We start from the raw sequence: 19,607 nt of genomic DNA, 5'->3' as shown, positions 1-19,607 counted from the left end.
GCACCTCGCTCAAACTCGCTTCGATCTCAGCGAGTTCTGCAGGAGTGAGACCTCCCAACTCGCCGCTTCGCTCCTGGATCCCTGACATGCCAATGAGCATGTGGCCGGAAACAGAAGAGGACCCGGACAGACTGTCCGGGTCCTCTTTCGTTGCAGCTCAGGCAGGTTGACGACTCGTCACCGGGTGGCCTCATCGATGGTGTCGAGCACTGCCGCCCAAGGGATTTCACGCCCCGCCGGCGCTTCCCTGGGCTCGTACAGCGGCCACACGTCCGGGCCGTAGACGAGGCGCACTCCCCCGGCTCGCAGGGCGTCGATGTGGCCTTGCCACGCGGGATGGCGAGCATGTGCCGCGTTCACCCGCGGGAAGACAACGACGGGGAGACCAAGGGTGCCGATAGCCTCGCCAACCTGCGTCAGCGCCTGGTTGTCCATTACGCCAGTGGCAAGCTTGGCGACCATGTTGGCCGACGCGGGAGCAACCACATAGCAGTCAACCGGCGGATGCGGGCTAGCCTCGGCGGGGAGACGCGGTTCGTCACGTACAGACAGGCCGGTGAGCTTCTCCAGCCGCTCAACCTCGCCGCTCATCCGCAGCCACTGACCTGCGGTCGGAGTGAGTGTGACGGTTACGCGCCATCCGCGATCCATCGCAGGCTCAACGAGACCGGTACGAAGCACCTCTACGCCCCCGGCCGCCGACCCGACGACCCCAAGCACCCCACGTTTGACTGAACTCACTGCACCGCCCTGCACCGCTGAGCCATCGCGAACACCTCGGACGAACGCGAACCGCCGGCGACCGGGGATTGCTTGATCAGGTCTCGCAACGTCTCGCGCACCCTTGGATTGTTGCGCACAAGCTGCGGCGACGTGCACTCAGCCGTACGCAGTTCGGCGAACGCATCATCCCCTTGCCCGGCAAGCGACAACGCACGCGCGAAGTCGATGCGGTGCGAGACGCTGCGCTCCTGCGGCATGTGATCGACATTGATCCGGCCGTGCTCCACCACGTACGAGACATTGTCTAGGTCCAGCTCAACGGACAGGCGGTGGAGCAGTACGTTCGTCGGCCCGAAGCCGGTCTGCCAGTAGTTCTCATCAGAGCCGAGGTCATCCGCGAGTTCCTCGGCACGATTCAGCAGCGCCGTCGCGGTGGGCCGGTCCTGGTGGCGCGCCGCCGCGACAGCGGCCCGAAGGTGGATCATGCCGAGCAGGCTGAGCGCCGCGGGGTTGTGTCCTGTCACCTGGGACGACAGCCATGCTGCGGCCGTGTTGCCCAGTTCGAGGGCATCGTCATAGCGCCCATTGGCAAGCAGAGCATGTGTGCCGGACCGTGCCGCGGAGGCCAGCACGAGCGGATCGTCCGACTCGTCAGCGGCTCGCATCGCGCGCTCAGCAGCGAGCCATGAGATGTCGGACTCACCGATCTTCGCGAGCGTCGTAGCAGCAAGGTGGTGCGTACGGGCCGACACTGCCCAGCAAGCGCCGCGGTCGTCACCGTGGCGCGTCGCGCGATCCTCCAGCTCCTGGGCGGTCTGCAGCAACGCGGGAAGAGCGCCGATGACGCTGCCGAGCCGTCCGCCCTGGTAGTCGTTCCATGCCTGCTCCACCCGTACGGCCACCGGGGCGGGTGCCGGCAGCTGAATCTCAGCCTCGGGGCCGAAGAGCAGGCGCGAGAGCCGACGCGGGCTCATGAGCGCGTCACGTACAGCGGGGACGTCATCCTGATGCCGCTCGTCCTCCATGAGAACGGTCTGCCCGAGCAGGTCCCCGAGGGGAACGCGCAGGATGCGCGACAGCTCCGTGAGCATGTCGATGCGGGGTGGCTTGCGACGCCCCGTCTCGATCTTCGCGAGCCAATCGGTGCTACGTCCGACCAGGCCGGCCAGTACCTCTTGCGTGCAGCCACGACGCTTCCGGTAGAACGCGATGCGCTCACCGATGCTGAGGTGATCTCCAAGACCACGCATGGGGTGTTGCCTCCCGCTGCTGAGTAGGGGCGCCTGTAACGGTACCGACGCGGCCGAGAACGGGTAAACGATCTCAGCCCTTACCGCCTAGGCCAGAGTGCGGCACTGCGCAGAAGAGGACCCGGACGGAATGTCAGGGTCTGTTGAAGCCGCACTGGGAGGTGTCCGCGCTGTCCGACTGTCCGGTTAGGGCTCTCACCTGCACAGACAGCCCGGACACCTCAAAGCGACGGTGTCCGGGCTGTCCGGTCACAGACGGGCTGTAACACCCCTCAGGTGTTACAGCCCCTCGGCGAAGCCGACCTCTCGACGGGCCGCAGGAGCGAGCGGCGACTTCCGATCTGTGTCTCACGAGGGAATACAGAAAGGAAAGGTTTTTCCTACCTACTCAAGGCCAGTGCATGACGCGGGCCCGGCCGGCCGATACGAGTTGGCGACGCACCCGAGCACAGCGGAGAGCCCCGTACGCAGCCCAGCATCCTGCCAACAGGCCCTGCCTCGCAGTCACGCGTGCAGATAGAAGCAAGGGGGGCGCACGCGCCTTCCGCCGTGCTTCATCGCCCACTCACGGAACGCAACGCGATCCCTTGTCGCAGATCACCATCGGCCATATGGTGACGGGTCATCAGCGCCTGGCATATGCAAGTAATTGGGGGGCCGATGTCCGGCTTGGGGAGCTTTGAGTCTACCGTTCGTGAAGCGGTAGCTATGTTCGGAGAAGAATTAAAGCCTAAACTCAGAGGCTCAACCGGCACGGAAGATCAACTCCGGGGGCCGTTTGAGCGCCTCATCACAAGTGCAGCTGGAGCGCTTGGGTTGAAATCGGTTCTGATCGGTGAGGTCCCTCTCGTTGACCTCGGCGCCCGCCCAGACTATGCCGTGAATATCGCCGACGCGCTAGTTGGCCACGTGGAGTTGAAGAGACCGGGTGTCGGTGCGGATCCGGATTCCTTCAATGGCCGGAACGCGAGTCAATGGCGAAAACTCAAGCTTCTGCCAAACGTGTTGTATACGGATGGCAATGAATGGGGTCTCTATCGCAACGGTCACCGTGTCGGCGAAACCGTGCGGATGAACCAGTCGGTCAAGACTGCGGGAAGCAAGCTGGCGCCAGCCGACGATGGCATTTCCCGTGTGCTATTCGACTTCCTGACTTGGAAACCGCAGCCGCCGCGGACCATTACACAGTTGGTGCGTGCCGTGGCTGGCCTCTGCCGGCTGCTCTGTTCTGAGGTCCGGGAAGCTTTGCGCCTAGAAAAGGCCGGGAAGCGCCTGGAGACGCTAACAGTCCTCAAGGAGGACTGGGGAAAGCTACTTTTCCCAGAACAGAGCGAAGAAGAATTCGCCGATCAGTACGCACAGACTGTGGTCTTCGCCTTGCTGCTTGCCCGCGTAGAGGGAATTGTCTTCGAACACGACACCATGCACGGGATCGCCACCAAGCTCGGCAAGAAACATTCCCTCATGGGCAAGGCCTTGGATGTGCTGACGGACGACTCCCTCACTGGCCTTTCGACGACCCTCGACACCCTGATACGCGTTATCGGCCCGGTTGACTGGGAACGCCTCGACGACGGCTCCGGCGATGCATATCTGCGCCTGTACGAGGACTTCCTTCAGGTCTACGACCCAAAACTGCGTGAACGCACTGGGTCGTACTACACGCCAAATGGAGTCGTCGAGGCAATGGTCAGGCTCACCGAGGACGTAATACGGCAGCGCCTAGGAATAGCCAATGGCTTCGCGTCGCCGCAGGTTGTAGTCGTCGACCCGGCGATGGGGACCGGTACATTCCTTCTCAATATCTTGGACCGGGCCGCCAAATCGATCCACGAAGACGAGGGACCGGGCGCCGTGGGGCCACGCCTTCGCGAGATGACGGGGCAGAGACTTATTGGCTTCGAAATGCAAACTGGCCCCTACGCAGTCGCCGAGTTGCGCATGCACGCCCGACTCAAGGATCTGAAGTCTTCTGCTCCAGCGCACGGCCTGCGGCTATACGTAACGAACACTCTCGACAACCCAAAAGACGAATTCAATTGGCTGCCCGGTACCTTTAAGGCAATCGCGGAGTCGCGAAAGCAAGCCAACAAGGTAAAGCGCGACGAGCGAGTCATGGTCGTTCTGGGTAACCCGCCGTACGACGCAGTGAAGCACGGTGCAGGGAAATGGGTTGAGCTCGGCGACCCCGATTCGGGAGTTCGGGCCCCTCTAGCGAATTTTCGACTCCCGGGCAACGGCAAGTACGAGTCGAAGATGTCGAACCTGTACGTCTATTTCTGGAACTGGGCCACGTGGAAGGTATTTGAATGCCACAATGAATCCCCGTTCGGCGTCATCACCTTCATCACACCGCGCGCGTGGATCAAGGGCGCGGGATTCGCAGGCATGCGCAAGTACCTACGGTCGGTCGCAGACGAAGGCTGGATCATCGATCTCTCACCTGAAGGCCAACGGCCAGATGGTGCTACTAGGATCTTCCCCGAGGTCGCTCAGGAACTATGCATCGCAATCTTTGTGCGGTGGAGCCGCCCCGGCGATCAACCGGAGGCAGTGAAGCCACCTGCAGTTGTGAGGCACGTCTCCCTGGCCGGCCACCGCCTTCAGAAGATACAAGAATTGACGGACCTCAGTCTTGGCGATAGCCGGTGGCGAACCTGCGCTACCGGTGAAAGCGCTCCGTTCCTTCCTCCGGGCAGCGATCTGTGGGAATCAAGCCCACGACTCAGCGACCTCATGCCGTGGTCATCCAGAGGAGTGACACCAGGTCGCGTGTGGGTGTATGCACCGGACCAGGCGACTTTGAAGCGCCGTTGGGATCTCTTCGTGGCGGCTGACGAAGCCGATAAAAGAGAAATGTTCGGAGAAGCTCGCGACCGCAATCTACAGACTAAGGTGGGACCGCTTCCGGGCATCCAAGATACTGGGGCCGTGACACTCGCTCAGGAACGCCGCAGGATGCTGGATCCAGTACGTGTTGGCTACCGAGCCTTCGACCGGCAGTGGGTGATCCCAGACAATCGCTTGATGGTCGTGCCTCGACCCGACCTGTGGCGCGTACGTGGCGCTTCACAACTCTTCATTGTAGAGCAAAATGCCCACGCGATCACAAACGGTCCCGGCCTTGTATTTAGCGCCTTCATCCCAGACATGCACTACTTCAATGGGCGCAGCGGGGCGGTCCGGCCTCTCTATCGGGATGCAGCCGGGCAAACTGCTAATGTCACCCCCGAATTGCTCCAAGTCGTATCTCAGCGTCTTAGCGTGCCAGTGAGCGCGGAAGAGCTCATCGCCTACATAGCAGCTGTGACCTCCCATCCCGCCTACACTGAGCAATTTGCTGAGGATTTGGAAGTCCCTGGCACGCGCATACCATTTACAGCCGCCGCGGAACTCTGGGCCCGGGCAGTTGGAATTGGGCGGCGAGTGCTGTGGTTGCATACTTTCGGTGAGCGCTTTGCCGATGCCAGCGCAGGGAGGCCTGCGGGGCCTCAGAGCCCCCGCCTGCCGACTGAACGACGCCCGGTCAGTATAGTGACAATCCCAGACACTGCAGATGGCATGCCAACCTCTATGCGATATGACGAGGCGGCAAAGCAGCTCTGGATAGGCGCTGGCTGTGTTGGGCCAGTTGAGCCAGAGGTGCGACGGTACTCAGTGTCGGGCATGAATGTGCTGGACAAATGGTTCGGCTACCGTCGTAGGGAGCCTGCGGGAAAGCGTTTACGCTCACTCGACCACGAGTGCTCGTCTACCTGGCTCCCTGGTTGGACTTCTGAGCTGCTCGAATTGCTCAACATCCTTGGTCTCTTGGTTGATCTTGAGCCAGAGCAGCGCCAACTGCTGGGCGAAATTTGCCAAGGACCACGCATTACGGTGAACGACCTCACAGCGGCAGGCGTTCTCCCTGTCCCCGAGTACGCCACCCGATTGCCGCGGGCAGGCGAGGGTGAGGCCATCTTCTGAGGGACAACAGGAGATAAGAAGGGACGGAACCTCCGGGTGCCCCGTCCCTTCTTGCGACCGGTTCTACAACTGACGGTTATCCACAATCCAGTCCGACAGCACCAGAGCCCCCGCACGTACGGAGAACGGCAGGCTTCATATGTCCCTGATCGAGCTTGGGAAGGGCATAGCTCTCACACCGCCCGAAAACCTGTTCAACCTCCAGGGCCTGACCTTCACAAAAGAACGATCCCAGGGCTTCGCTTCCGACTGGACATTGACCGTCGAGGATCGCACTAGCATCACCGTCCGGGACATTACATGGGAGGTCGGAGAGCGCGACATTCGCACAATCATGCCCGAGCACCTCCCCGAGTTGCCCCGCGAGATGGCCAAGTTCTACGAGCGGCGCCGCGCCGGCATCTACTACTGCGACGACGAACAGCACACGTGGATGACCGCACGCACGATCACCTTCGCGGCAGACGGCTGGCCGGTCTACCAGCACCCGCACACGCTCGACGCTCTCGACTCTGAATGCGGCGCAACCCTCATCCGTGCGGCATGCCGACTTGGTATTGCTGACATCGGCCGCAAGGGAGAAATCGTCACCGGCGATCGGCCCGGTAAGGGCGAGCTCTGCGCTCTGTTCGAACCGGACTGCGACGATGGGGCCCACGCCGCGTTCTATGCGGTGACCCGCGTTGTGCCCGTGCTGCGCCGCATCGGCTGGATCTAGTTCGACTGGCGAGTACCAGGTGAGGTCAGTCCACGATCCGAGGCCCATGTTCGGCGACACGGGCGACACACTCTCCGTCGCCGGGTCGCCCTAGATCTCCTTTTTGCAGGTCAGACGAGGTATGCGACGGGATCGCTGCATCCACTCCGGAGTAAGCGACTCGGACCTGTGAGAGGGCCCGCATTCGAGAGTTCGGGCCCTCTCGTGGCTCTCCGCTGTCCCACCGGTCCGGCTGCCCGGTAATGACCCTCACCTGCATACATGGTCCGGACAGCTCAAATACCCCTGTCCGGGCTGTCCGGTCACAGAGGGCTGTAACACCCCGGGGGGAGAGCCCGTCGGGGAAGCCGACCTCTCAACGGACGCAGGAGCCGGAGGCGCCTTCCGATTTCGCACTATCTGCGATACAGGAGGCACCCCACGCCCTTCGGGATCAAGGAACTGGCTGGTCAGGGTCGATCTGCAAGCCAATCTCTGATTGTGCTCCGGAGCCGTGTGCGCAGGTTCGAATCCTGCCGGGGGCACCCTGTATGAGGTGCCCAAAGACCCCGTCACCAGCGGAAACGCTGAGGCCGGGGTCTTCGCGTTTGTGCAGCCGTATGCGGCCCGAAGCGGCCGTATGTCGGGGTCTGTGGACGAGGCGTGGACCGGATCTTGAGGCGTTACCGCAGGTGAGCCCCAGAAAGCCACGACGTCGCTGGACGGTCGGTCCACAGCACCCCACTGTTCTTGAACTACCGGATGCTGTTAGGCGTCGAAGCGCGGGAGCGCGAGGGCCGGGCAGCCAGGAGGACAAGAGGCACGCACGCAAGTTCACCGAGAGCCACGAGCGGGAAGCCGTCGGTTGCGGTCAGGACAGTGACGGCGAGGTGGCCGACGGCGAGGAAAACGAAGCCCCGGGACCAGGTCGCGGTCGGCCAGCGGTATGCACGGGCGAAGGACCGGAAAGCGCCCAAAAGGCATGCGGCGGCCCAGAGCAGGGCGATAACCAAGGAGACATAGGTCATCCACGTAGGGCTGGGGCGGCCAGGTTCGCGAGGGAAGGCCACAGCGATAACAGTGATCCCGGCGAGCAGAACAAACAGCCAGAGAGCCTCGACGATCAGGATCAGACCGAGGGCGATGCAAGCAGCCCTGCGCACCGGCGCTCCTCTGCGGGGGGAAGGGAAGAAGGCGACGGAACAATAGCCCCGGAGACGGAAGCTCAAGTCATGCGGGGCCGCCCATGGCTCCAGTGGGAACGGCCGGCACCCCATCGGGATGCCCGGCTCAGGCCTGGCTCCAAGCCTGGCGATGGCGAGCAACGCTGTACACCTGCTCCACCTGGTCGGCCGTGAGCACGCCTGAAAGCGGAGCGAGTGCCGATACCTGGCGCTCCTGGTACACCTGGACATCGAGCTGCGTAGCGACCACCTTCAGCTCGATGACACCGACGAAGACGAGCACTGGCTCCACCGGTACCGGGAAGTCGCAATAGCGCTCAAGCACTCGCGCGACTCGCTTGGCCTCTGCCCGGCTCTTGCGTGCGTAGGGTGCCGGTTTCCCGTGATCGACTTTCACGGAGTCGTCGCCGACCCATACGGCCCTCTTGTGATGATGCTTCGTATTGATGCTGAACACTCCACCAGGCCCGATCAGTAAGTGATCGATATCCACTTTGTTGGCCAAGGGAACGGAGTGCAGAACGCGCCAGCCGTGGCGCCCCAAGCGGTTCAACTCGGCTCCCACTCGCCGCTCCCCCGCTAATCCCTTTCGCCAGGAGTCCCACTCAGTGGGGCGCCGCAGAAGCCGTGAGGCGACTCGCTCCATTAGCCTCGGGCCGGATTCGGCGAGCAGATCGCGCAAGGACTGCCCGGGAGGGTTGACGGCCAGATCGTCGGCCGGCGTCAGAGGCGGCAGCATCGGACCTGCTTGAGCCTCGGACGCCCTGTATGGCGGGGCAGGCTCGGTGAGGTTCTGTAAGTACTGTGCAAGCACGGCGATCACGTTGTCGCGATACTCGACCCGCAAGACCGTGATGCCCCCAGTCGTGGCATCCGCCCAACCGACCGCGATGCCATCAGGCAGGTTGGCGTACAGGCGATCATGTCCGTACCGCTTCCAGCGCGCGACGTGCAGCTCCACAAGGCCTCATGTGCTCTCACATGGACGTTGCCGACATGCCAGCAGCAAGCGAGACGAGGCCACCGTGGTACGTCACATGATCACCACCGGCGGCGTTACTTCCCCGCTCGCACCTTCGAAGGGCCCTCTCAGGGCTCGGGGGTCCATTCCACGGGAGGGGGTGTGCGGCTGTAGTGGGTTCCCCTGGTGCCGTAGTGGGCGAGGTGCAGGGTCTCACCGTCGATCTGGAGTTCTGCGGGCGGAGGGTTGGGAACGGAGATCCACGGGTGGGAGTGGCCGTCGATGCGGACGGGCTCCCGGGGTTGGTTCCAGGCGTCCGCCCTTTTCTGAGCCCGCTCGCGGGTCCAGGCGTTCTGCAGGGTCCGCGGGGCGGCCGGGTCGTGCTCGTGGCCATTGAGGCTGCGGACGAGAGCTTCGCTGTAGACACCCTTGACCCGGAAGTTCTCCAGGTCTTCCGTGCGTACGACCATGCTGACGTACCGGCGGCCATTGCCTCGGTGTCGACCCACCGCAGGCCAGCGGCAGTGGCCAGGGTCCCAGCGGACGGGCGGGAGCCACAGCAGGGCGCCTGCACGGAAGTGCTTCGTGCCGTGCTGGATGTCGAGGCCGCTCTCGCCGTGCGCGGTCTCTCGCGCCACGTTGGCCACCAGGCACCAGCCCAACAGCCCGTCCGACGTCTCTTCTTCGGTAGGTCCCATGTCTGCCACGCCGAGAATTTTGAGGCACGAGACGGGGCGCGAGCTAGACGATATCGGCACGGTGTCGGCGGCTGGATTCGAACCCGATCACCTGGAGGATCAGCGGTCTTGAAGACCGTCGTGGCACGAGTCACTGAGGGTTCAAATTCCACGCCCAACGCCAGGCGAACGGCCTCTGACCGGATGAAACGGTCAGAGGCCGTGGGGTTGTCCGAGCAGGTTTCCCCTACTGCTCGTAAGGGTTGAAGCACTTGAGCGCGGCCCAGCCGTAGATGACCTTGTGGTCCTTGCGGACCACCTTGCCGTAGATCCAGGCCTTGTCCACCTTGATGTCCTTGTAACCCTTGTAGTCCACCTTTGTGCCGTTCATGAGGTCACCCTTGTAAGCGACGCCATTGACCTTCGCACTGGTGCTGGACTTCGCTCGTATGTTGACCGAGCTGCACGTGGCCTTCAGCTTCCAGGTGGAAGCAGCCGAGGCAGATCCGGCACTCAGTCCCAACGCCCCAACCGCGAGGGCGGAAGCGCTCATAACGGCCACCAGTGACCTCTTCAACATTGCCGTGCTCCTTATCGACTATCGACATCGACTGTCCACAGAAAGGGCAGCCGACCGTGTCCGGTCGTCCCCGTGGACAGACGCGACTGCCTGGTAAACCCCCGTGAGCAGGCCGACTTTCGTCAGGTCGTCGACGATCTTTCGACAGCTCGTCAACAGCTTGACTTGTGTTCTGCTCGGTCAGGTTGCGTGACAGCAAGGGTAGTTGGCGATGGGTGCGCGTTGTGCGGGCGGGGTCTCAAGGTCGGCGGCCCGTCATCCGTCCCGCTGATGGAGTGGGCGTCGCACTAGGTGAGGCGGATGCGGATGGCTGCCTCAGCCAGCGCCGTTCTCGTACGCCTGGCAGGCGGCCCGGCAGATAACGGCCCCTGAGGCCGCCGATCCTTCCGGATCTGCCCGTCAGCTTGCGGGGGCGGAGGACCTCCTGTGGACCGAATCGGCCCCCCCCTGCCTGGCCAAGAGCTGATCAGCAGCGTTTTCAGAGACGTACGGACCCCCGGAGCCGTGTGCGCAGGTTCGAATCCTGACGGGGCACTTCTGTGCAAGGCCCTGGACTGCAGAAATGCGGTTCAGGGCCTTTCTTGTGCACGCCGTGCACGCCCAAACTCACACGGACTCGTTCGTCCATCCGGCCGGGGCACTCGCTGGGGATCGGTGGAAGCAGCGCTCAAAACGTCGCCCTCAAGCCGTTCGCCGGCGCGACGTCGTCTTCTTCTGTGCCGTCTTCTTCTCTGCTGTCTTCTTCTGTGCCGTCTTCTTCGCCGTGGTCTTCGACGCCGCCGCCTTCTTCGTGCCCTCGGCCGCCTTGGACGTGGATTTCCTCGCCGGTGCTGCCTTCTTCTTGGCCGTGGATGTCGATGTCGACTTCTTGGTGTCCGCCTCCTTCGGTACGGAGCGGCGCGGCAGGGGTCTGACCTCGGCCTCTTCCAGGGAGGGCGGGGCGCCGCGGGACTCGCGGGCCGCCCGGACGCTGTTCTCCAGGGCCGCCATCAGGTCCAGCACCTTGCCCCCGTCGGCCGGCGCGGGCGCTTCCGGTGGGGCCTCGCCGGAGGCCTTCGCGGCGATGACCTCCTCCAGCGCCTCCCGGTACTGGTCGTGCAGGTCCGCAAGGTCGACTTCGCCGAGGGTGTCCATCAGGGCGTCGGCCAGGTCGAGTTCCTTGTCGCGGATGGTGACGGAGGTGTCCGGGGCGACGCCCTCGGGCGCGCGGACCTCGTCCGGCCACAGCAGGCCGTGCATGGCGATGGCGTCGCCGACCACGCGCAGCATCCCGAGGCGTTCGCGGCCGCGCAGCGCGTACTTGGCGATGGCGACCTTGTTGCTGCGTTTGAGGGCCTCGCGCAGGAGGACGTACGGCTTGGCGGCCGGGGCGCCGCCGGCCGCGAGGTAGTACGCGGCGTCCATCTGGAGCGGGTCGATCCGGTCGGCCGGGACGAAGGCGACGATCTCGATCGTGCGGGCCGTGGGGATGGGGAGGTGGGACAGGTCGTCGTCGCTGATCGGGATGATCGTGCCGTCGGCGTCCTCGTACCCCTTGCCGATCTCCGACTGGGTGACCTCCCGGTCCTCCAGCTCGCAGAACTTGCGGTAGCGGATGCGGCCGTTGTCCTCGGTGTGGACCTGGCGGAAGGAGATCGAGTGGCTCTCCGTGGCGTTCACCAGCTTGATCGGGATGCTGACGAGCCCGAAGGAGATGGCGCCGTTCCAGATCGATCGCACGTGCCGCACCCTTCCTTTGAGGACACCGGTTGCTCCGATTTCACCGTTTTTTCTGGGATTGTCATCTTATGACGCCTATCACAGAGGTGGAGGGGCGGCGGGTCGCCCTCAGCAACCTGGAGAAGGTGCTGTATCCGGAGACCGGCTTCACCAAGGGGGAGCTGCTGCACTACTACGCGACCAGCGCCGAGGTGCTGTTGCCGCATCTGCGCGACCGGGCCGTGTCCTTCCTGCGCTATCCGGACGGCCCGGACGGCCAGCTGTTCTTCACCAAGAACGTGCCGCCGGGCACGCCCGAGTGGGTCACGACCGCAGAGGTGCCGCGGTCGTCGGCGGACAGTCCGGCCCGGATGGTGGTGGTGCAGGATCTGCCCAGCCTGGTCTGGGCGGCGAATCTCGTCACCGAGTTCCACACTCATCAGTGGCTGGTGCAGACCCCGGACGAGGCCGACCGGCTGGTCTTCGACCTCGACCCGGGCGCGCCCGCGACCGTCGTCCACTGCTGTGAGGTGGCCCTGTGGCTGCGGGAGCGGCTCGCGGCGGACGGCATCGAGGCGTATCCGAAGACGGCCGGCTCGAAGGGGCTGCATCTGCTGGCCGCGGTGCGCGGGGGTTCGTCCGAACGGACGAGTGAGTACGCGAAGGCGCTCGCCGTGGAGGCCGAGCGGGCGATGCCGCGGCTGGTGGTGCACCGGATGACGAAGAGCCTCCGGCCGGGGAAGGTGTTCGTCGACTGGAGCCAGAACGCGGCCCGCAAGACCACGGCCACGCCCTACACGCTGCGCGCCCGCCGGGCCCCGCTGGTCTCGGCACCGGTGACCTGGGGGGAGGTGGCCGACTGCCGGAGCCCTGGTCAGCTGGAATTCCTGGCCGGTGACATCGCGCCTCGGCTGCAGGATCACGGGGATCTGCTGGCGCCGCTGCTGGACGCGGGGGCGGCCGCGGGTCTGCCGTGACGAGGGAGGTCGCCCCAGCCGCCCCCACCCGTCCCGGCCAGGGGACTCCGTCCCCTGCAACCCCTGCGGAAGGGCGCTCCGGGACCACTGAGATACAGGCCGCCCCGGGCCGAGCAGCCACGGTCAGCCGCCACCCCTGCGCCCCCCGCGCCCCCCGCGCCCCCTACACCCTCCCCCACGTCCTCCGGTCCCTGGCCATCGCGTGCAGCGCCTCCACGTCCGCCGGCTTCAGCACCCCGCCGAGCCGAGCCAGGCCCGGCAGCTCCGTGTCCCGGAGGATGCGCACCGCCCCGGGCCGGGCAGCCACGGGGCAGCCACGGTCAGCCGCCACCCCTGCGCCCCCGGTGCCCCCTGCGCCCCTACACCCTCCCCCACGTCCTCCTATCCCTGGCCATCGCGTGCAGCGCCTCCACGTCCGCCGGCTTCAGCACCCCGCCGAGCTGGGCCAGGCCCGGCAGCTCGGTGTCCTGGAGGATGCGTACCGTCCGGGGCCGGGCGGTCACGGTCAGCTCGGCCGGGCCCGCCAGGGCCAGCACCGGGCGCACCTCGGCGGTCAGGGCGTAGGAGGCGCGGTCGGCGACGGCGCGCAGCCGGCGCAGCAGCGGCTCGGGCTCGCGGCGGCCCACGGTGACCATGGGGTCGGCGACCTGGACCCGGGACTTGCGGGCGTACAGGGCGTGTAGGGCGAACAGGCCGCCGGGGCCGAGCAGCAGATGGTGGATGCGGTCGCCGCCGGGGAGGGGGACGGAGTGCAGGGTGTGCCAGCCGGCGCCCTCCAGGGCGTCCAGGGCCGCACCGACGGCCTCCTCGGCGGCCAGGGCGCGGCGGCGTGGGTCGGGGCGCAGCCGGTGGGTGGGGCCGGGGTCGCGTTCGAGGGCGACGAGGAGGGTCTCGCCGGGGCGGTTGGGCGCGAGGTCGTCGTCGGGGTGCAGGGTCAGCCGGGCCAGTTCCGCAGGGGTGGGAACCGGGGGCGGTCCTACGGTCACCGGGCCGGTCAGGAAGGGTTTCAGGGCGTGGAGTACGTCGTCCCTGCTGTCCTCGCCGAGCAGACTGACCCGGCCCGTCTCACGGTCGTACCAGGCGACATTGCTTCCGTCCGGGCGGCAGACGTACAACCGTTCCCGCCCGTGCCGATAGGCCGGCACCACGCGCAGTGCGCTCATGCGCCATCACCCCTCGGACCATGGGAACAGGCGGGGTGCTCCCGGGGCAAGACCGGTTACCGTGGAGGGCGGCCCCGCGAGGGGGAGTTGGGGAGGCGCCGGTGCGGATCCGCGGAAAGCAGCCCGACGTACCGGCTCCGGAGAGCCCGTGGAACGAGATCGTGCCCGGCCTGTGGATGGGCGGGCACGAGTTCCGGGGCCGGTCGGGGCGGCCGGAGCTCGCCGTCGTACGGGATGAGTTCGATGTGGTGCAGACACTGCTGCGGCTGCCGGGGTACGGCCCCGCCCTGGGGGTCGAGCACCATGTGTGGCCGATTCCGGACGGCCCGCTGGACGGGACGCAGCTCGCCGGGGTGATCCGGCTGGCCCGGGCGGCGAACGAGGCCCTGGACGCCGGCCGCCGGATCCTCGTGCGCTGTTACCACGGGTACAACCGCTCGGGCCTGGTCGTCGCCCATGCGCTTCTCCAGCGGGGGCACGCGTCGCCCGACGAGGTGATCCAGCTGATCCGGGCCCGGCGCTCGGCCTGGGCGCTGCACAACGAGCTGTTCGTGGAGTACCTGCGCGCGGGCCTGTCGACGGTGCGGCTGCTGGAGGAGCTGGCCGAGTAGCCTCTCTTCCAGCACCACTCCTGCGGGTGCAAAAAGGACTTACATATAAATTTCCGTCTACCCATAAGGTGGACGGGGCCCGACCGCCCCCGACGCCCCAGGAGCACCGTGTCAGCCCGCCGTCCCGCGCGCACCGCCGTCACCGCGGCCGTCGTCGCCCTGCTGTCGGCGACGGCGGCGGCCTGCGGGGACACCGGCGGGCTGCGGGGCGCGGGCGCGACCCCCACCGCCGTCAGCCCGGCCAAGCTCTGGCCCGACCTGCGCCCGGCCTCCAGCCCGGCCTACCCCTACGACGTGGCGACCAGGGAGGTCGTCAAAGGGATCACGGTCCCCGGCGACGACATCCGCGCGGTGGACCCGGTGGCCGTGGTCGAGGCCGAGGTCAAGGCGCATCCGGAAGACTACGGATCCAAGGGGGCGTACCACGCGACCGTGGACCGGCTGAAGGCCTGCCAGCCCGGCGGCGACCGGGGCCGCTGCCCGCTGCTGAAGCCGTACTACCGGGACCTCACGGGTGACGGCCGGAACGACATGACGCTCGGCTTCCGGCTGTACCCGACCAACCAGACGGGCGTACGGGTCTACACGGTCGAGAAGCACAAGTTGGTGAAGGTGCTGAGCGACAACGACGCGATCATCGGGGTGGAGCTGGCCGGCCGGACGCTGATCGAGCGCTCACCGGGCGACATCTCCGGATACGAGTACCGCGCCACCTGGGTGTGGGACCCGGAGCAGCGCGCGATGGTGTTCTCCCGCGACGAGTTCCTGCGCACGGGTGGGGGCCGGCACGCCAAGAAGGCATCGCCCACGCCGTCCGCCTCGCCCTCCGCCTCCACGTCGGCCTCCCCCTCCGCCTCCTCGTCCGCCTCCGACTCCTCGTCCGCCTCGTCCGCCTCCCCCTCCACTCACTCCTCCGCTTCCCCCTCGGCGAGCTCGCGATGAGACTCATGCTCCCCCGGTGGGCCGGGCCGCTCGCCGTGAAGGCGGCCGCGTTCATCACGGTGATGTGCTGTGCCCTGGCCGCGCTGCTCGGCGTCCTGGTGCATGTCTCGGTGACCAACCAGACCGTCGGCCAGGCCCGCAGCCTGGCCCTGTCCAAGCTGGCGGACGCCACCCAGGCGTACGAGGCCGGGGACACGCTGCTGCCGAACGCCGGGGTGGACCCCCGGGGGCTGCCGGCGCCGCTGCGGACGATGGCGGCGGCCGGCGAGCGCGGCACCATGGTCTCCTCGCACGACGGGCGCCCGACCATGTGGGCGGCGGGCCCGGTCGCCGGGCGCCGGGCGCTCGCCGTGGCGGTCGACTACTCGCAGCAGGCCCGCACCATCGCCGGGCTCGACAACTCGATCCTGTGGTCCTCGGGTCTCGCGATCGGGGCGACGGTGCTGGTCGGCGTGTTCGCGGTGACCCGGGTGACCCGGCGGCTGCACGGCACCGCTCGCGTGGCCCGGCGGATCAGCGGGGGCGACCTGGACGCACGGGTCGACGACCCCCGTACGAAGGACCCGTCCCGCCCCCAGGACGAGGTGGCCGCGGTGGCCGCCGCCCTGGACACGATGGCCTCGTCGCTGCAGAGCAAGCTGCTGAGCGAGCAGCGCTTCACCGCGGACGTGGCGCACGAACTGCGCACCCCGCTGACCGGGCTGCACGCGGCGGCGGAGCTGCTGCCGCCGGGCCGGCCGACGGAGCTGGTGCGGGACCGGGTGGCGGCGCTGCGCACGCTCACCGAGGACCTGCTGGAGATCTCCCGGCTGGACACCGGCCGGGAGAAGCCGGCGGTGGACACCGAGGAGCTGGGGGCGCTGGCCCGGCGGGTGGTGCGGGCCTCGGGCACCGACACGGAGGTGCGCGTCCTGGCCGACGCACGGGTGGAGACCGACCGGCGGCGGCTGGAGCGGGTGCTGGGGAATCTGGTGGCCAACGCGCACAAGCACGGGGCACCGCCGGTGGTGGTGACGGTGAACGGGGCCGTGGTGACCGTACGGGACCACGGGAGCGGGTATCCGGAGTATCTGGTGGCCCATGGGCCGCAGCGGTTCCGCACGGAGGGCGGGGCCACCGGGCACGGGCTGGGGTTGACCATCGCCCTGGGGCAGGCGGAGGTGCTGGGAGCGCGGCTGTTCTTCGCCAACGCGGTGGACGGCGGGGCCGTTGCCACGTTGGTCCTGCCGGTGGTTGAGGGACGGTAGAGCTCGGGGCACGCCACGCGGGCGGCAGCAGGCACGGCGCACAAGACGCCCTGTTTGGGTAGGTTCCCGGCATGACCAAGGCCGGAACCACCGTGGCGGCGGCGCAGGCTTCCGCGCCCGCCGTACGCCTCCCCCGGCGCCGTGGCATCGAACTGTCCCTGATCCTGCTGGCGGTACTGCTGTCGGTGTACGGCTACTGCGCGGTCGGTCTGGCGCGGACCGGCACCGTCCCGCCGCGAGCCGCCGGTTACGGCGCCGGGCTCGGGGTGCTCGCGCTGTGCGCGCATCTCGCGGTGCGCATCCGGGCGCCGTACGCCGACCCGCTGTTCCTGCCGATCGGTGTGCTGCTCAACGGGCTCGGGCTGGTCCTGATCTACCGGCTGGACCTGGAGACCCCGCACGACCAGGCGGCCTTGGCCCAGCTCGTGTGGTCCACGCTCGGCATCGGGCTGTTCATCGTCGTCGTACTGGTGCTGCGCGACCACCGGACGCTCCAGCGGTACTCGTATGTGTGCGTGGCCGTCGCGCTCGGGCTGCTGGCGCTGCCGATCCTGTTCCCGGCGGTCAACGGCGCCCGGATCTGGATCCGGATCGCCGGATTCTCGATCCAGCCCGGTGAGTTCGCGAAGGTGCTGCTCGCGGTGTTCTTCGCCGCCTATCTGGCCGCCAACCGCAGCGCGCTCGCCTACACCGGCCGCCGGCTGTGGCGGCTGCAGTTCCCGACCGGGCGGGTGCTCGGGCCGATCGTGACGATCTGGCTGCTGAGCGTCGGGGTGCTGGTGCTGGAGCGGGACCTGGGCACCTCGCTGCTGTTCTTCGGGCTGTTCGTGGTGCTGCTGTACGTCGCCACGGGGCGGACGGGCTGGATGGCGGTGGGGCTGCTGCTCGCCGTGCTGGGGGCCTTCGCCGTGGGGCGGTTCGAGCCGCATGTGAACCAGCGGATCGAGGACTGGCTGCATCCCTTCGCCACCATCGAGGCCGGGCAGGGCCCGAACCAGCTCTCCCAGTCGCTGTTCGCCTTCGCCGCCGGCGGGGTCCTCGGCACCGGGCTCGGGCTCGGGCACTCGATCCTCATCGGCTTCGCCACCAAGTCGGACTTCATCCTGGCCACGGCCGGTGAGGAGCTGGGGCTCGCGGGGCTCGCGGCGATCATCCTGCTGTACGCCCTGCTGGTGGAGCGCGGCTACCGGGCGGGCCGGGCCCTGCGGGAGCCCTTCGGCCGGCTCCTCGCGGTCGGGCTCGCCTCGATCCTGGCGCTGCAGGTGTTCGTGATCGCGGGCGGGGTCACCGGACTGATCCCGCTGACCGGTATGGCGATGCCGTTCCTCGCCCAGGGCGGCTCCTCGGTGGTCACCAACTGGACGATCGTGGCGCTGCTGATCCGGGTGAGCGACTCGGCGCGCAGCCAGTACGACGGCCGGGAGGCCCCGTGAGCGAGTACGGCGGCTTCCACGAGGGCGGACAGCCGATGGCGCGGTACATCCGGCACGCCTGCGCGTTCTGCACCCTGCTGCTGGCGGCCCTGCTGGTCAACGCGGCCCGTGTGCAGGTGGTGCAGTCCGGTCTCTACGACGGCAACCCGGCCAACCGCCGATCCACGATCGCCCGTTACGGCCAGCCGCGCGGCGACATCCTGGTCGGCGACGAGCCGGTCACCGGATCCGTGGACACCGGCGAGCAGCTGCGTTACGAACGCACCTACAAGGACGGACCGTTGTACGCCCCGGTCACCGGGTTCGCCTCGCAGTCGTACGGCACGACGTTCCTGGAGCACGCCGGGGACGGGGTGCTCTCCGGCACCGATCCGATGCTGTCGCCGCTGCCGCTGTGGAACGACGTGACGCGAGGGGCCCGCGACGCCGGGAACATCGTCACGACGCTGAACCGGGGCGCGCAGGAGGCGGCGTACCGGGGGCTCGCCGGGCGCAAGGGCGCGGTGGCCGCGATCGAGCCGGCCACAGGCCGGATCCTGGCGCTGGTGTCGAGTCCGTCGTACGACCCCGGGGAGCTGTCCGGCAACGGCGAGGCGGTGACCTCGGCGTGGGCACGGCTCAACCACGACCCGGAGAAGCCCATGCTCAACCGGGCGGTGCGGCAGACCTATCCGCCGGGGTCGACGTTCAAGGTGGTGACCGCGGCGGCGGCGCTGGACGCGGGCGTGGTCACCGACCTGGACGCGCGTACCGACTCCCCCGACCCCTACCGGCTGCCCGGAACCAGGACCCGGCTGACCAACGAGGCCGACGACTGCCGGGACGCCTCGCTGCGGTCGGCCTTCGAGTGGTCGTGCAACACGGTGTTCGCCAAGCTCGGTGTGGACGTCGGGGTGAAGGGCATGGTGGCCACGGCGGGCGCGTTCGGGTTCAACGACACCGGGCTGCGCATCCCCTTCTCCGTCGCGCCCAGCACCTTCGACGCGCACGTGGACCGGGCGCAGCTGGCGCTGTCCTCGATCGGGCAGTACAACACGCGGGCCACACCGCTGCAGATGGCGATGGTGGCGTCCGCGGTGGCGAGCGGCGGTCAGCTGCGGTCGCCGTATCTGGTGGACCGGACGACCCGGCGCAGCGGTGAGACGGTCGCCGGGAGCGGGACGCATCCGGTGCGGCAGGTGATGAAGCCCTCCACGGCCGAGCGGATGAAGGAGCTGATGACCGCTGTCGTCCAGGAGGGCACCGGGACCCGGGCGGCCATCCCGGGTGCCCTGGTGGGCGGCAAGACCGGGACCGCGCAGCACGGGGTCGGCAACGCCGGTGTGCCGTACGCCTGGTTCGTCTCCTGGGCGCAGGCCGACGACTCCCTGGAGCCGCAGGTGGCCGTCGCGGTGGTGGTGGAGGACGCCTCCGCGGACCGCGGCGAGATCAGCGGCGGCGGGGACGCGGCGCCGATCGCGCGGGACGTGATGCGGGCGGTACTCGGCCGGTGAGAGGG

Annotated in this window: 16 protein-coding genes and 1 pseudogene; 8 read left to right on the top strand and 9 right to left on the bottom strand. The window is 67.4% G+C overall.

Going from position 1 to position 19,607, the window contains the following annotated elements; genetic code table 11:
* Positions 1-177 precede the first annotated feature (177 nt).
* Entirely contained in the window at positions 178-681 is a 504-nt protein-coding gene (locus ABZ624_RS15365) for a flavoprotein (protein ID WP_360087615.1), read from the bottom strand.
* Between the two features lie 56 nt (positions 682-737).
* Positions 738-1,973, bottom strand: a complete 1,236-nt coding sequence (locus ABZ624_RS15360) for a helix-turn-helix domain-containing protein (RefSeq protein WP_360087612.1) — start codon at positions 1,971-1,973, stop codon at positions 738-740.
* Positions 1,974-2,852: 879 nt separating this feature from the next.
* Here ABZ624_RS15360 and ABZ624_RS15355 point away from each other — a divergent pair.
* Together ABZ624_RS15355 and ABZ624_RS15350 are read left to right on the top strand one after the other, a co-directional pair.
* Positions 2,853-5,939 (top strand): type ISP restriction/modification enzyme, encoded by a 3,087-nt coding sequence (locus tag ABZ624_RS15355; RefSeq protein ID WP_360087609.1) that lies wholly within the window; start codon positions 2,853-2,855, stop codon positions 5,937-5,939.
* Between the two features lie 139 nt (positions 5,940-6,078).
* Entirely contained in the window at positions 6,079-6,657 is a 579-nt protein-coding gene (locus tag ABZ624_RS15350) for a hypothetical protein (RefSeq protein ID WP_360087606.1), read from the top strand.
* Positions 6,658-7,391: 734 nt separating this feature from the next.
* On the opposite strand, the gene ABZ624_RS15345 is transcribed toward ABZ624_RS15350, so the two are convergent.
* The 5 genes from ABZ624_RS15345 to ABZ624_RS15325 all read right to left on the bottom strand — a co-directional run bounded on the left by ABZ624_RS15345 (position 7,392) and on the right by ABZ624_RS15325 (position 11,757).
* A complete protein-coding gene (locus ABZ624_RS15345) occupies positions 7,392-7,799 on the bottom strand; it encodes a hypothetical protein (RefSeq protein ID WP_360087603.1) in 408 nt (135 codons plus the stop codon).
* A 127-nt stretch (positions 7,800-7,926) separates the two neighbouring features.
* Positions 7,927-8,781: a nuclease-related domain-containing protein gene (locus ABZ624_RS15340; RefSeq protein ID WP_360087600.1), complete on the bottom strand. Its 855-nt coding sequence runs from the start codon at positions 8,779-8,781 to the stop codon at positions 7,927-7,929.
* Between the two features lie 128 nt (positions 8,782-8,909).
* Complete coding sequence (locus tag ABZ624_RS15335) at positions 8,910-9,479, bottom strand: hypothetical protein (RefSeq protein WP_360087839.1); 570 nt, start codon at positions 9,477-9,479, stop codon at positions 8,910-8,912.
* Between the two features lie 226 nt (positions 9,480-9,705).
* Positions 9,706-9,849 carry a hypothetical protein gene (locus ABZ624_RS15330; RefSeq protein WP_360087597.1) on the bottom strand — a complete coding sequence of 48 codons (144 nt, stop codon included), beginning with the start codon at positions 9,847-9,849 and terminating at the stop codon, positions 9,706-9,708.
* Between the two features lie 870 nt (positions 9,850-10,719).
* The gene (locus ABZ624_RS15325; RefSeq protein ID WP_360087594.1) at positions 10,720-11,757 is read right to left on the bottom strand and encodes a Ku protein; all 1,038 of its coding nucleotides are present in this window, start codon (positions 11,755-11,757) and stop codon (positions 10,720-10,722) included.
* A gap of 68 nt (positions 11,758-11,825) precedes the next feature.
* Here ABZ624_RS15325 and ligD point away from each other — a divergent pair, with 68 nt between their 5' ends.
* Positions 11,826-12,713, top strand: a complete 888-nt coding sequence (ligD, locus tag ABZ624_RS15320; protein ID WP_360087591.1) for a non-homologous end-joining DNA ligase — start codon at positions 11,826-11,828, stop codon at positions 12,711-12,713.
* A 163-nt stretch (positions 12,714-12,876) separates the two neighbouring features.
* Here ligD and ABZ624_RS15315 read toward each other — a convergent pair.
* A pseudogene (locus ABZ624_RS15315) lies at positions 12,877-12,999 on the bottom strand (NERD domain-containing protein); the annotation flags it as partial.
* 73 nt (positions 13,000-13,072) lie between these two features.
* The gene (locus tag ABZ624_RS15310) at positions 13,073-13,876 is read right to left on the bottom strand and encodes a nuclease-related domain-containing protein (RefSeq protein WP_360087588.1); all 804 of its coding nucleotides are present in this window, start codon (positions 13,874-13,876) and stop codon (positions 13,073-13,075) included.
* A gap of 101 nt (positions 13,877-13,977) precedes the next feature.
* On the opposite strand from ABZ624_RS15310, the gene ABZ624_RS15305 reads away from it, so the two are divergent.
* From ABZ624_RS15305 to ABZ624_RS15285, 5 genes are all read left to right on the top strand, one after another.
* Positions 13,978-14,487, top strand: a complete 510-nt coding sequence (locus ABZ624_RS15305; protein ID WP_360087585.1) for a protein phosphatase — start codon at positions 13,978-13,980, stop codon at positions 14,485-14,487.
* Positions 14,488-14,595: 108 nt separating this feature from the next.
* Positions 14,596-15,429, top strand: a complete 834-nt coding sequence (locus ABZ624_RS15300; protein WP_360087582.1) for a hypothetical protein — start codon at positions 14,596-14,598, stop codon at positions 15,427-15,429.
* Complete coding sequence (locus tag ABZ624_RS15295; RefSeq protein WP_360087579.1) at positions 15,426-16,676, top strand: HAMP domain-containing sensor histidine kinase; 1,251 nt, start codon at positions 15,426-15,428, stop codon at positions 16,674-16,676. Before ABZ624_RS15300 ends, ABZ624_RS15295 begins: the two co-directional genes overlap by 4 nt.
* A gap of 71 nt (positions 16,677-16,747) precedes the next feature.
* Complete coding sequence (locus tag ABZ624_RS15290) at positions 16,748-18,109, top strand: FtsW/RodA/SpoVE family cell cycle protein (protein WP_360087576.1); 1,362 nt, start codon at positions 16,748-16,750, stop codon at positions 18,107-18,109.
* A 35-nt stretch (positions 18,110-18,144) separates the two neighbouring features.
* Positions 18,145-19,602 carry a penicillin-binding transpeptidase domain-containing protein gene (locus tag ABZ624_RS15285; RefSeq protein ID WP_360087836.1) on the top strand — a complete coding sequence of 486 codons (1,458 nt, stop codon included), beginning with the start codon at positions 18,145-18,147 and terminating at the stop codon, positions 19,600-19,602.
* Positions 19,603-19,607 lie beyond the last annotated feature (5 nt).

Source organism: Streptomyces sp. NPDC007205 (assembly GCF_040634095.1).
Lineage (GTDB): Bacteria > Actinomycetota > Actinomycetes > Streptomycetales > Streptomycetaceae > Streptomyces.
Note: the sequence above shows the minus strand (reverse complement) of the source record. Positions and strands in the feature narration are given on the sequence as shown.